The 12702-nt window shown below is 52.3% G+C and carries 12 protein-coding genes; all 12 read right to left on the bottom strand.

Features of this window, described 5'->3' with window-relative positions; all coding sequences use genetic code 11:
* Positions 1-3: 3 nt before the first annotated feature.
* On the bottom strand, positions 4-459 hold the full coding sequence (gene fabZ, locus FHC51_RS09390) for a 3-hydroxyacyl-ACP dehydratase FabZ (RefSeq protein WP_007373234.1): 456 nt from the start codon (positions 457-459) through the stop codon (positions 4-6).
* A 102-nt stretch (positions 460-561) separates the two neighbouring features.
* Entirely contained in the window at positions 562-1587 is a 1026-nt protein-coding gene (lpxD, locus tag FHC51_RS09385; RefSeq protein WP_103823301.1) for a UDP-3-O-(3-hydroxymyristoyl)glucosamine N-acyltransferase, read from the bottom strand.
* Between the two features lie 3 nt (positions 1588-1590).
* On the bottom strand, positions 1591-2085 hold the full coding sequence (gene skp / locus FHC51_RS09380) for a molecular chaperone Skp (RefSeq protein WP_103178340.1): 495 nt from the start codon (positions 2083-2085) through the stop codon (positions 1591-1593).
* Between the two features lie 118 nt (positions 2086-2203).
* Positions 2204-4621: an outer membrane protein assembly factor BamA gene (bamA, locus tag FHC51_RS09375; protein WP_103823300.1), complete on the bottom strand. Its 2418-nt coding sequence runs from the start codon at positions 4619-4621 to the stop codon at positions 2204-2206.
* A gap of 29 nt (positions 4622-4650) precedes the next feature.
* Positions 4651-6003: a sigma E protease regulator RseP gene (gene rseP, locus FHC51_RS09370; protein ID WP_103178338.1), complete on the bottom strand. Its 1353-nt coding sequence runs from the start codon at positions 6001-6003 to the stop codon at positions 4651-4653.
* 11 nt (positions 6004-6014) lie between these two features.
* Positions 6015-6872 (bottom strand): phosphatidate cytidylyltransferase, encoded by an 858-nt coding sequence (cdsA, locus tag FHC51_RS09365; RefSeq protein WP_103823299.1) that lies wholly within the window; start codon positions 6870-6872, stop codon positions 6015-6017.
* A 12-nt stretch (positions 6873-6884) separates the two neighbouring features.
* Complete coding sequence (gene ispU, locus FHC51_RS09360; protein WP_103178336.1) at positions 6885-7643, bottom strand: (2E,6E)-farnesyl-diphosphate-specific ditrans,polycis-undecaprenyl-diphosphate synthase; 759 nt, start codon at positions 7641-7643, stop codon at positions 6885-6887.
* A 185-nt stretch (positions 7644-7828) separates the two neighbouring features.
* Entirely contained in the window at positions 7829-9028 is a 1200-nt protein-coding gene (ispC, locus tag FHC51_RS09355; RefSeq protein WP_103178335.1) for a 1-deoxy-D-xylulose-5-phosphate reductoisomerase, read from the bottom strand.
* A 92-nt stretch (positions 9029-9120) separates the two neighbouring features.
* Positions 9121-9678, bottom strand: coding sequence for a ribosome recycling factor (gene frr / locus FHC51_RS09350; protein ID WP_103178334.1), 558 nt, complete (start codon positions 9676-9678; stop codon positions 9121-9123).
* A gap of 168 nt (positions 9679-9846) precedes the next feature.
* Positions 9847-10572: a UMP kinase gene (gene pyrH / locus FHC51_RS09345; RefSeq protein ID WP_032616613.1), complete on the bottom strand. Its 726-nt coding sequence runs from the start codon at positions 10570-10572 to the stop codon at positions 9847-9849.
* 149 nt (positions 10573-10721) lie between these two features.
* Positions 10722-11573, bottom strand: coding sequence for a translation elongation factor Ts (gene tsf, locus FHC51_RS09340; RefSeq protein ID WP_103178333.1), 852 nt, complete (start codon positions 11571-11573; stop codon positions 10722-10724).
* 117 nt (positions 11574-11690) lie between these two features.
* A complete protein-coding gene (rpsB, locus tag FHC51_RS09335; RefSeq protein ID WP_103178332.1) occupies positions 11691-12416 on the bottom strand; it encodes a 30S ribosomal protein S2 in 726 nt (241 codons plus the stop codon).
* Between the last annotated feature and the right edge of the window lie 286 nt (positions 12417-12702).

Raw genomic sequence — 12702 nt, 5'->3', positions numbered from 1 at the left:
GTATCAGGCCTCCCGGCTACGCGCACACATCATGGTAGCTTCGCAAACAACCTTGCCGTCAACCAGAGCAACGCCTTTGAAGCGAGTCAGGCCGCGACGCGTTTTTTCAAAAGTCACTTCCATGATCATCTGATCACCAGGCACAACCGGGCGCTTGAAACGCGCTTCGTCGATACCTGCGAAGTAATAGAGCTCACCTGGCTCCAGCTTCCCAACGCTTTTAAACGCCAGAATACCGGTAGCCTGAGCCATCGCTTCCAGGATCAATACGCCCGGGAAGATAGGCTTCCCAGGGAAATGCCCCTGGAAGAATGGCTCGTTTACAGAAACATTTTTCACTGCGCGCAGAAAACGACCTTCTTCAAAATCCAGCACACGGTCTACCAGCAAAAACGGGTAGCGGTGCGGCAGAAGTTCTAAAATCTCTTCAATATGCAGAGTATGAGTGTCAGTAGTCAAAATACTCTTCCTGTCAAAATATCTGAATGGCAATAATAACACGGCCTGCCGGTTTATAAGAAAGCCGACAGGCCGGGAAGTGTGCGTTAAACGGGTGAACGCTTAGTCTTGTTGATCGATTTTGCGCTCAATGGCCTTGAGGCGCTTGCTCATATCATCAATATTCATCACCAGGGCTGCAGTCTTACGCCACACCTTGTTAGGCTGCAACGGAATGCCTGAAGAGTAGACGCCCGGTTCGGTGATTGGACGCATAACCATGCCCATACCGGTAACCGTAACCTTATCGCATATTTCCATATGCCCGTTAATGACGCTGGCGCCGCCAATCATACAGTAACGGCCAATCTTCAGGCTGCCCGCCATAATAACGCCACCGGCAACGGCAGTATTGTCGCCAATCACAACGTTATGTGCAATCTGGCACTGGTTATCGATGATAACACCATTACCGATGATCGTGTCATCAAGCGCACCACGGTCAATAGTCGTGCATGCACCGATTTCGACGCGGTCGCCGATGATCACCCGGCCAAGCTGCGGGATCTTAACCCAGTTACCACGATCGTTGGCATAACCGAAACCATCCGAACCGATAACAGTACTGGACTGGATCAGGCAGTTTTCGCCAATTTCGATCTCATGATAAACAGAGACATTGGCCCACAGGCGAGAGCCAGCACCAATTTTTGTTTTTTTACCGACGAAGCAACCGGCACCGATGACCACGTTATCGCCCAGCACGACGTCTGATTCGATAACCGCATTTGCACCAATTGATACGTTGTTACCCAGCTGCGCCGTTGGGTCAATCACCGCACTGGGTGCGATGTTTTGCGCCGGCTGCGGCGTGGTATCCAGAATTTGTGCCATACGGGCATACGTCAGGTAGGGGTTCTTCACTACCAGCGCAGCACCTGCGGCAAACGGCAAATCGTCCTGCGTCATGACGACAGCAGACGCCTGGCAAAGCGCCAGATGTTCACGGTACTTAGGGCTTACCATGAAGGTGATATTGCCTGCTTTAGCAGATTGCATGGACGCAACAGCGGTGATGACGATATCGCCATCACCGTGTAATTCTGCATCCAACTGCTGAGCTAAATCAGCGAGTCGAATTGAAGGCATTACTTATTTAACCTGTTTCAGGACATCAGCGGTGATGTCTTTAACATCGCTGCTGTTGAATGCAACGGCGTTGGCATCAACAACCAGATCGATGCTCTGATCGGCAGCTACAGCTTTCACAGCGGACTGGATACGGGTAACCAGCTTGCCGCGCTCCTCGTTAGAACGACGTTGACGATCCTGCTCAAAAGCTTGCGCTTTCTGAGAGAAAGTCTGACGCTGAGCCATTACGTCTTTTTCCAGTTTGCTACGTTCGCTCGCTTTCATGGTAGAACCATCGCGCTGCAGACGCTGCATTTTGGATTGCAGATCGTTTTCCATACCCTGCAGTTCGCTTGCACGGCCTTTGAACTCGCTCTCCAGCTTGGCAGAAACACCCGTTTTCTGCGCAACCTGCTGGAACAAGTTACCCATATTGACGATTGCAATTTTGTCCGCTGCCTGAGCAGAAGTTGCCATCGCTAAACCGAGACCTGCAGCTAATAACCACTTTTTCACAATTAACTCCTTACCATCCCATTGGCACCCGAAGGTACCGTTCTTTGCGTGGCAAGGCGATCCTGCGATCGCCAGTTGTCAGCGCTACACTGCCAACGCATTCCTTTGCGACGGACAATTACCAGGTTTTACCAATGTTAAACTGGAACTGCTCCGCCTTGTCTCCATCATATTTCTTAAACGGCTGGGCGTAAGAGAAGACCAACGGCCCCAGCGGTGACATCCATTGTAGTGCGAGACCCGCAGACATACGAATATTGCTCGGATCGCTGTAGTCCGGAATACCTGCAGCCCTGGTCGCACTGGTATTTTCCCAGTTAGTATCCCATACGGTACCCGCATCCAGGAAGAAGGAGGTACGAACGGAGTTAGCATACTTATCGCTGATAAACGGCGTAGGGGTAATAAACTCCAGGCTGGCAACACCCATGGCGTTACCACCGACTGCATCGTCAGAGCTACATACTTCGCTTGATGAAGACTTATCGCAGTTATCTTCGTCGTTACCGCCGTAGTAGGCTGCTTTCGGACCAATGTTGTTGGACTGGAAGCCACGTACGGTACTTGAGCCACCGGCGTAGAAGTTTTCATAGAATGGCAGCTCTTTGCCACCTAAACCATCGCCGTAACCCCAGCGCGTACGACCCAGAACCACCCATTTATGGTCTTCATCGATCGGGAAGTAGGACGCGGTATCCAGCGTAACCTTGTAGAACTCGTTATCCGAGCCCGGAATGGTCACTTTACCGTTCAGGTTGACGCGAGAACCTTCGGTCGGGAAGAAACCACGGTCGAGGCGGTTGTACGTCCAGCCATAGTTGAAGGTGAAGTCATCTGCGGCAAAACCGTTATCATCATTCGAGGTGCTGGCAGACTGTCCGATAGAGTCCAGATAACGCCACATTGCCACCTGCGGTTGCATGTTCGACAGGTCGTTATGGACGTAACCTAAGCCCGCACGCAGTGTGTTATATTCGTTAACCGGGAAGCCGAGCGTACCATCAACGCCGTAGCTTTTGTTGGTATACGAAGACAGGTCCGCATCATCCGCTTTAAAGTCGTTATAGAAGATACGACCGCCCAGACTCACACCATCAACGGTGAAGTAAGGGTTAGTCACAGAGAGCTCAGAGTAAGTCTGGTAGTCGTTCTTGGTACCGTTGATACCCACGGAGTAACCCGTACCTAACCAGTTATCCTGCTGTACACCCACCTGGAAGCTAACGCCACTCTCTGTGCCGTAACCGACACCAAAGTTAAAGCTACCGGTGTTACGCTCTTTAACTTTATAGACCACGTCGACCTGATCCGGTTTACCTGGCACACGCTGGGTGTCGGTATCCACCGTTTCGAAGTAGCCCAGACGGTTCAGACGCTCTTTACCCTGATCAACCAGGTCGCTGCCCAGCCACGCCCCTTCCATCTGGCGCATTTCGCGGCGCAGGACAGAATCTTTGGAGGTATCGTTACCCTCAAAGCGGATCTTACGCACGTAGAAACGGTTACCCGCATCGACGTTTACGTGTAGCTTAACGGTTTTATCCGTATCGTTGATTTCAGGCTGGGTCTGAACGCGCGGGTAAGCGTAACCATAACGGCCGAGCAGCTTCTTAATGCCGTCTTCCATTTTGGTGACTTTGGAACCGCTATAGAGTTCACCCGGCTGCAGTTTGGTCAGGCTCTCAATCTCTGCAGAATGGCCCGCGAGGTTGCCGCTTACTTCAACGCCCGAAAGCGTATATTTATCGCCTTCAGTGATGTTAACGGTAATGTAGATGCCTTTCTTGTCCGGAGTCAGACTGACCTGAGTCGAGTCAATGTTGAAACGGGCGTAACCGCGATCCAGATAGTAGCTGCGCAGGGTTTCGAGGTCACCCGCCAGTTTCTGTTTCTGGTATTTACGATCGCCGACAACGTTCCACCACGGCACTTCATCACGCAGCTGGAACGTTGAGATCAGTTCATCGGTGCTGAATGCATGGTTACCAACGATGTTGATCTGCTGAATCTTCGCGGAAACACCTTCCTGGAAGACCAGTTTCAGATCGACACGGTTACGCGGCAGCGGCGTGACAACCGCTTTCACGCTGGCGCTGTATTTACCGACGCTGTAGTAGAAATCTTCCAGCCCTTTCTCGATATCAGAGAGGGTGGTGCGATCCAGGGATTCGCCAACGCGAACGCCAGAGGCCTCAAGGTTCTGCTTGAGCATATCGTCTTTCACCGACTTGTTGCCGGAGAAAGTGATGCTCGCAATTGTCGGACGCTCTTTCACCTGAACCAGTAGCGTATCACCATCGCGCAGAACGCGAACGTCCTCAAAGTTGCCAGTGGCAAACAGGGCGCGAATGGTATTACTAATGTCTTCATCATTAACCGTGTCGCCTGGGCGCACTGGCATACTGAGGAGGGCCGCACCAACGGCGACTCGCTGAAGGCCTTCGAAATGAATATCTCTCACTACGAACCCGTCAGCACCGTATACGGTCGCGCTGCTAAACAGCAGCGACGCTATGAGCAACTTTTTCATCGCCATCGTTATTATGCGTTCTTCCTAACACTCTCTTACAACCGAGAGAAATCATTGAAAAGTGCAAGCCCCATTAACAGCACCAGTAAAATCGAACCAATGCGATAACTAAAGTCTTGAACTCGCTCGGATACCGGCCCGCCTTTTAGCTTCTCTATCGCTAAAAACAGCAGATGGCCCCCGTCTAAAACGGGAAGTGGGAACAGGTTGATTATCCCGAGGTTCACGCTAATGAGCGCAAGAAACATCAGATAGTAAATCACCCCGAACTCTGCTGACATCCCAGCCCCCTGAGCGATCGAGATCGGCCCACTGAGGTTGTTCAGTTTTACATCACCGGTAATCAATTTCCCCAGCATCTGCACGGTCAGCTTCATCAGTTGCCATGTTTTATCCGTGGCTTCAAGGATGGCGCTGAACGGCCCATACTGGCGTATTGTCTTGTACTCATCAGGCAGCGGGATCACTTTAGGCACCACGCCTGCGAACCCTTCAGCCTTTCCGCCGCCCGGCTTGGTATCCGGAATCAACGTTAAGGAGAGCGGACTCCCCTGCCTTTCTATCTCCAGCGCCAGCGGCGTTCCTGGATTATCACGCACCAGAGTAACAAAGGTCATCCATTGCGTTAAAGGCTGACCATCGACTTTAACGATCCTGTCGCCAGCTTGCAAACCTGCTTTACGCGCTGCTGAATCAGCCTGGACTTCAGCCAGTACCGGTTCAATCTGCGCGCTGCGCGGCCGGATACCTAATGCCGCAACAGGATCTTCTTTATCCGGCTCAAAGGTCCAGTGGCGCAAATCCAAAATTTTATTCTGACGCTGCTCTGAACCGAAAGATGACACGCTAACGGTGGTTCTCTCATCGCCAATTTTGGCGACCAGTTGCAACCGAACGGCATCCCAGTCAGGGGTTTCGATGCCATCAATTGCTTTAAGTTCCATCCCCGGATTAATTTGCGCGCTTGCCGCGATGGAGTTGGGTGTAATTTCACCAACAACCGGACGAACGCCAGGGACACCGATGATAAACACCAGCCAGTAAGCAAAGACAGCAAAGATGAAATTTGCAACCGGACCGGCAGCAATGATAGCGGCGCGCTGACCAACAGTTTTGTTGTTGAACGCGTAGTGGCGCATTTCAGGAGCCACCGACTCTACGCGTTCATCCAGCATCTTGACGTAGCCGCCTAAAGGGATGAGGGCAATAACAAATTCTGTGCCGTGGCGATCGGTACGACGCCAGAGCGCTTTACCAAAGCCAATGGAAAAGCGCTCAACACGCACCCCACAGCGCCGAGCAACCCAGAAATGGCCAAATTCATGCACCGTGATAAGTACACCCAGTGCAACAATGAATGCCGCCAGATTCCAGAGAATGCTAAGCATAAAACCTTCCGTTAAATCGTCCCAAACACCAGCAAAAACAGGCAGGCAAACACGGGTACTGCCGCCGTCAGGCTGTCTATGCGATCCAGGATACCACCGTGCCCTGGAATGAGATTGCCACTGTCTTTGATCCCTGCTTCACGCTTAAACATACTCTCGGTCAAATCACCCAGCACGGAAGCCAGCGCTGCGACAATTGAACAGACCAATAATGTTGCCGGTGCGACCTCGAGGTTGGCCCATATGCCGTAACCCCAGGAGATAATCGCCGCCGTAAACAGACCGCCGATAAAGCCCTGCCAGGTTTTACCCGGAGAGACTTTCGGGGCCAGCTTATGTTTGCCAAACAGTTTACCAAACATATAGGCGCCAGAGTCAGCCCCCCAGACGAGAATCATGACATAAAGCAGCCATAACGCGCCGCTGTATGGGTTATCGTCATAATGCCAGGTGCGGAGGGCAAGCATTCCCCAGAAGAAAGGAACGATGGTAAACAGCCCAAAGCAGAGGCGCAGCACTTTCGAGTTACGCCACAGCGAGGCAGAGCCCGGATAGAAGAGCACCAGCAGCAACGCTGCCAGCCACCATCCCAGCGAAAGCCAGAGCGAACCTGCAATGATCGGTTGATGGATATTGTGATGGTACTCTGGCAGCATGAAGAGCATCAGCGCCAGCATCAGGCCGCACAGCACCGCCAGCCATACCCGCTGGGAACGCGAGGTAAAGCCGCTAAGCTGTCCCCATTCCCACGCCGCCAGCATGCAAACGACCAGTGTGACAATCGCAAATCCCACCGGAGGCAGTAAAAACAGCGCCGCGATGACAACAGGTATTAAAACAAACGCAGAAATCAGGCGATACTTCAGCAAAAGCTACCCCCATCAGGCGTTTTCGCCACCAGGCTCGGTACCACCGAAACGACGCTCTCGATTGGCAAAGGCATGCAGCGCACCTTCAAAGTCTTGTTCATCAAAATCGGGCCAAAGAACATCTGTAAAGTAAAGTTCGGCATAGGCAATTTGCCACAGCAAAAAGTTACTGATGCGATGTTCTCCCCCTGTCCTAATTACTAAATCCACGGGTGTCAGTTCACTCATGCAGATTTGCTTGCTCAGCGCCTCTTCATCAATCTGGTCCGGCCTTAAGAGCCCTTCCTGAACCTGTTCAGCCAAATGCCGCACACCCTGGACAATATCCCAACGTCCGCCATAATTCGCAGCGATATTGAGCGTTAAGCCGGTATTTTGCCCGGTCAACGCCTCCGCTTTACGAATGCGTTCCTGCAGACGTGAGTTAAAACGACTGGTATCGCCGATAATACGCAGGCGAACGTTGTGGCGGTGCAGGCTTTTTACTTCGCTGTCTAATGCCCACACGAACAATTCCATCAACGCGCTGACTTCCTGCGCAGGTCGATTCCAGTTTTCACTGCTGAAAGCATAGAGCGTTAACGCGTCAATGCCGTTATTGGCGGCAAAAGAAACCGCGCGGCGCACAGATTTCGCCCCAGCTTTATGCCCAAAGGCTCGGATCTTCCCTTGTCTTTTCGCCCAGCGGCCATTGCCATCCATGATGATTGCTACATGACGACAGCCATGAGCCGGCAAGTTTTCGCTTATTGGTTGGTTCGCAGACAACATAACGCGTTTTTGGTCCCTGAAAGGATTTAACGGTACTCAGGAATACTGAAGCCTTTACGTAAAAAAGCCGTGTCATACCACGGCTTACCTGACCACAGAACGTCAACTACCCGCAATCAGGTGGCGCAGACTATATCACTGAAGCCCAACGCTAACAAATAGCATGACCACCTGCGGGTGGATTATCACCAGCTTGCGAGGTGCGTCACCGCTTTTTGCGCCGTGAGCCTCGCTTTTGCGTCGACGGTCAATACGTCATCCACACTTTGCGGTTCGCGTAGATCCATCGCCTCAAGCACAGACAGGTTCAGCGCAGCGATATCCGTAAAGCGGATCTGCTTTTCGAGGAAGGCGGCGACAGCGATTTCATTCGCCGCGTTAAGTGCGGTCGTCGCCGCTTGCCCCTGCTCGAAGGCCTCCATCGCCAGCTTCAGACACGGATAACGCTGATAATCAGGCGCGCTAAACGTCAGCGCACTCAGCTTGCAAAAATCGAGTGGCTTAACGCCTGAGCTTACGCGGTTTGGCCAGGCCATCGTATGGGCGATAGGCGTGCGCATATCAGGTTCACCTAATTGCGCCATCACGCTGCCATCACGATAACGCACCATGGAGTGGATCACCGACTGGGGATGAATCAACACTTCCATCTGCGCTGCCGAGGCGTTGAATAACCAGCGGGCTTCAATATATTCCAGACCTTTATTCATCATGGTGGCCGAATCAACGGAGATTTTACGCCCCATCGACCAGTTCGGGTGACGGCATGCCTGATCCGGGGTCATTGAGACCAGTTCAGACAGCGGCGTGTCACGGAACGGGCCACCAGACCCGGTAAGCAGGATAGAAGAGACGCCATTCTGCTCGAGATCAGCGTACCCCAGGTTCTCCTGAAAGGGTTGCGGTAAACTCTGAAAAATCGCGTTATGTTCGCTATCTACCGGCAAAAGGCGCGCGCCATTGCGCTTCACGGCGTCCATGAACAGGCGACCACAGGTCACCAGCGACTCTTTATTGGCCAGCAAAACGGATTTTCCGGCATCGATCGCGGCAAGCGTAGGCAGTAACCCCGCCGCGCCAACGATAGCGGCCATGACCTGGTCGACGTCATCCAGCGCGGCCATTTCACAGGCAGCCTCTGGCCCGCTCAGCACCTCGGTACGGCTGCCCTTCTCCGCCAGCAGCGCCTTAACCTGCCGGGCGCTCGCTTCATCATCCATCACCGCGTAGCGCGGGGTGAACTCCAGGCACTGTTCCACCATACGATGAACGTTTTTGCCTGCGACAAGGGCGGCCACCGCGTAGTGGTCTGGATTATGGCGAACAACATCGAGAGTGCTGCAACCGATTGAGCCGGTCGAGCCAAGGAGAGTTAATTGCTTCATGTGATGCCCGGAAAAGTGAACCAGAAAAGCAAAACGCCGCCAGCAAAGCCCAAAGACCTTCTGTACGGCGTTTTATCAGATTACGACAGAAATCAGAACTGCATCAGCTCTGCTTCTTTTTCTGCCAGCGCCGCGTCAATTTTCTTGATAGCGGCGTCGGTCAGTTTCTGAACGTCGTCCTGGGAACGGCGATCGTCGTCTTCGCTGATCTCTTTCTCTTTCAGCAGCGCCTTCACTTTATCGTTCGCGTCACGGCGAACGTTACGTACGGAAACACGGCCCTGCTCGGCTTCGCCACGCACCACTTTGATCAGGTCTTTACGACGCTCTTCGGTCAGCGGTGGCAGTGGAACGCGAATGTCGGTACCGGCTGAGCTTGGGTTCAGACCCAGATCGGAAGCCATGATCGCTTTCTCAACGGCCGGGCCCATAGAGCGGTCAAACACGTTGATTTTCAGCGTACGGGTATCTTCGACCGTCACGTTAGCCAGCTGACGCAGTGGCGTTGGCGTACCGTAGTACTCCACCACGATGCCGTCCAGCAGGCTTGGGGAAGCACGGCCTGTACGAATCTTGCTGATTTGGTTTTTGAACGCTTCGACGCATTTATCCATGCGTACTTCAGCATCTTTTCTGATGTCGTTAATCACGTTACGAATCCTTGAAAACTTGTCTCAGGCAGACTATCCGCCAGCACCACCGTTAATGATGTGCTAAGTATAGTCCCGTTTAATTCATGACAACGCCCGGGGCGTGTCCAGGTAAGAAACCCATAGAAAGTAGAGCGGAATCTTACCTGTATTTATCGTCGACGGAAATTATTCCGTGATCAAAGTGCCTTCTTTTTCGCCCATTACAACGCGACGCAGCGCGCCAGGCTTATTCATATTGAAGACACGAATCGGCAATTTGTGGTCGCGAGCCAGCGTGAAGGCGGCAAGATCCATCACTTTCAGCTCTTTATCCAGTACTTCGCTATAGGTCAGCTGATCGTACATGGTGGCTGCAGGATCTTTTGCCGGATCGGCAGTAAACACGCCATCCACTTTAGTGGCTTTCAGCACCACATCGGCTTCGATTTCGATACCGCGCAGACAGGCTGCGGAATCGGTCGTAAAGAACGGGTTACCCGTACCGGCGGAGAGGATCACCACGCGGTTATTGCGCAGCAGGCTGATCGCTTCGGCCCAGCTGTAGTTATCACAGACGCCATTCAAAGGAATAGCGGACATCAGGCGCGCATTCACATAGGCACGATGCAGGGCATCACGCATTGCCAGGCCATTCATGACCGTTGCCAACATACCCATGTGATCGCCCACAACGCGGTTCATGCCAGCTTTTGCCAGCCCTGCACCACGGAAAAGGTTACCACCGCCAATGACTACGCCAACCTGGATGCCCAGTTCAACCAGTTCTTTGATCTCCTGCGCCATGCGGTCAAGGATGCTTGCGTCAATACCGAAGCCTTCCGACCCCTGCAGCGCTTCGCCACTCAGCTTAAGCAGAATACGTTTGTAAACAGGTTTTGCATTGGTAGCCATATTTCTTTCCTGGGACTGTCAACGATTAAGATGAGGTTAATTCTGGCGACATGATATATCGCATCTCAACACAGACTCTATAGGCGTCTGGCTGAATTACACTGCCGTACACAAAAAGAAGCCGCCCTCAGGCGGCTTCTTTTCGCTGATTAAGACTGCTTGGACATTGCAGCAACTTCTGCTGCGAAGTCAGTCTCAACTTTCTCGATGCCTTCGCCCACTTCGAAGCGGATGAAGCCAGTTACGTCAGCGTTGTGCTCTTTCAGCAGCTGCGCAACAGATTTGCTTGGATCCATAACGAATGGCTGACCAGTCAGAGAAACTTCGCCGGTGAATTTCTTCATGCGGCCTTCAACCATTTTCTCTGCGATCTCTTTTGGCTTGCCAGACTGCATGGCGATGTCCAGCTGAACCTGGTACTCTTTTTCTACCACTTCAGCAGAGACGTCTTCTGGCTTAACGAATTCTGGCTTGCTTGCAGCAACGTGCATTGCCAGCTGTTTAACCAGCTCTTCGTCAGCGCCTTTAGCCGCAACCAGAACACCGATACGTGCACCGTGCTGGTAGCTGTTCAGTACGTCACCTTCGAGGATAGCAACACGGCGAATGTTGATGTTCTCACCGATTTTCGCTACCAGCGCAACGCGCTCTTCTTCGAACTGTGCTTTCAGGACTTCAACATCAGTCACTTTACCTGCAACAGCTGCGTCCAGTACTTTGTCAGCGAATGCCTGGAAACCACCATCTTTAGCAACGAAGTCAGTCTGGCAGTTAACTTCCAGAATCACGCCGAAGTTGCCTTCGATTTTGGTTTTGATCACGCCGTCAGCAGCAACGTTGCCTGCTTTCTTAGCTGCTTTGATCGCACCGGATTTACGCATGTTTTCGATAGCCAGCTCGATGTCGCCGTTAGCTTCAACCAGCGCTTTCTTACACTCCATCATGCCTGCGCTAGTACGTTCACGCAGCTCTTTTACCAGGGATGCGGTAATTTCAGCCATTCTAAAATCCTCGGGAGATGTGAACTGCCCGGCCTGCGGCCAAACAGTATAAATTGAAAAAAGGGGCCGGTAATGGGCCCCTATTCATACACGGTACTAATAAGGGGTAGAACCTTATTATTCAGCTTCTACGAAGCTTTCTTCCGCCTGAGAAGCCAGATCCTGGGAACGGCCTTCACGAACGGTAGTAGCTACAGCGCTCAGGTACAGGCTAACAGCACGGATTGCATCGTCGTTACCCGGGATAACGAAGTCAACACCGTCCGGATCGGAGTTGGTATCAACGATTGCGAATACTGGGATACCCAGGTTGTTAGCTTCTTTGATTGCGATGTGCTCGTGGTCAGCATCGATAACGAACAGTGCGTCCGGCAGGCCGCCCATGTCTTTGATACCGCCCAGGCTGTTTTCCAGCTTGTCCAGCTCACGAGTGCGCATCAGCGCTTCTTTTTTGGTCAGCTTTTCGAAAGTACCGTCCTGAGACTGGGTTTCCAGATCTTTCAGGCGCTTGATGGACTGACGAACGGTTTTCCAGTTAGTCAGCATACCGCCCAGCCAGCGATGGTTCACGAAGAACTGGTCGCAGCTGTTAGCAGCTTCTTTCACAGCTTCGCTTGCAGCGCGCTTAGTACCAACGAACAGAATCTTCCCTTTACGGGAAGAGATCTTGTTCAGCTCAGCCAGGGCTTCGTTGAACATTGGTACAGTTTTCTCAAGGTTGATGATGTGAACTTTGTTACGTGCGCCGAAGATGAAAGGCTTCATTTTCGGGTTCCAGTAACGGGTCTGGTGACCGAAGTGAACACCAGCCTTGAGCATGTCGCGCATGGAAACAGTTGCCATGTTTTAAAACCTCTATTTAAAAGTTGGGGTTATGCCTCCACGTATCCCATATTACCGACCCCAAAGGGCACCCCGGAATATGTGCCGATACGTGTGTGTTGTTACACAAAGTGAGATTTGTCGCTCCCGTCCATCCTGTGTATCTGAAATGGATCGGAAGTCCGGCGCGCTTTATATCACAAATCGCTACCCGAAACCAACAATTGTTAGCGGTGTGTGCGGTAAAGGAATCTCAGTTTGGCAGCATGTGCGCCTGACTGTTACCATTGACAACACTTAGACTAGT

Origin of the sequence: Leclercia sp. EC_58 (assembly GCF_019584355.1) — a bacterium.
Lineage (GTDB): Bacteria > Pseudomonadota > Gammaproteobacteria > Enterobacterales > Enterobacteriaceae > Enterobacter.
This window is presented reverse-complemented; position numbering and strand designations above follow the sequence as displayed.

Coding starts and splice junctions, on each gene's coding strand:
- pyrH (WP_032616613.1), bottom strand. CDS start 10,572: ATGGCTACCAATGCAAAACCTGTTTACAAACGTATTCTGCTTAAGCTG.
- lpxD (WP_103823301.1), bottom strand. CDS start 1,587: ATGCCTTCAATTCGACTCGCTGATTTAGCTCAGCAGTTGGATGCAGAA.
- ispU (WP_103178336.1), bottom strand. CDS start 7,643: ATGTTGTCTGCGAACCAACCAATAAGCGAAAACTTGCCGGCTCATGGC.
- rseP (WP_103178338.1), bottom strand. CDS start 6,003: ATGCTTAGCATTCTCTGGAATCTGGCGGCATTCATTGTTGCACTGGGT.
- ispC (WP_103178335.1), bottom strand. CDS start 9,028: ATGAAGCAATTAACTCTCCTTGGCTCGACCGGCTCAATCGGTTGCAGC.
- tsf (WP_103178333.1), bottom strand. CDS start 11,573: ATGGCTGAAATTACCGCATCCCTGGTAAAAGAGCTGCGTGAACGTACT.
- bamA (WP_103823300.1), bottom strand. CDS start 4,621: ATGGCGATGAAAAAGTTGCTCATAGCGTCGCTGCTGTTTAGCAGCGCG.
- rpsB (WP_103178332.1), bottom strand. CDS start 12,416: ATGGCAACTGTTTCCATGCGCGACATGCTCAAGGCTGGTGTTCACTTC.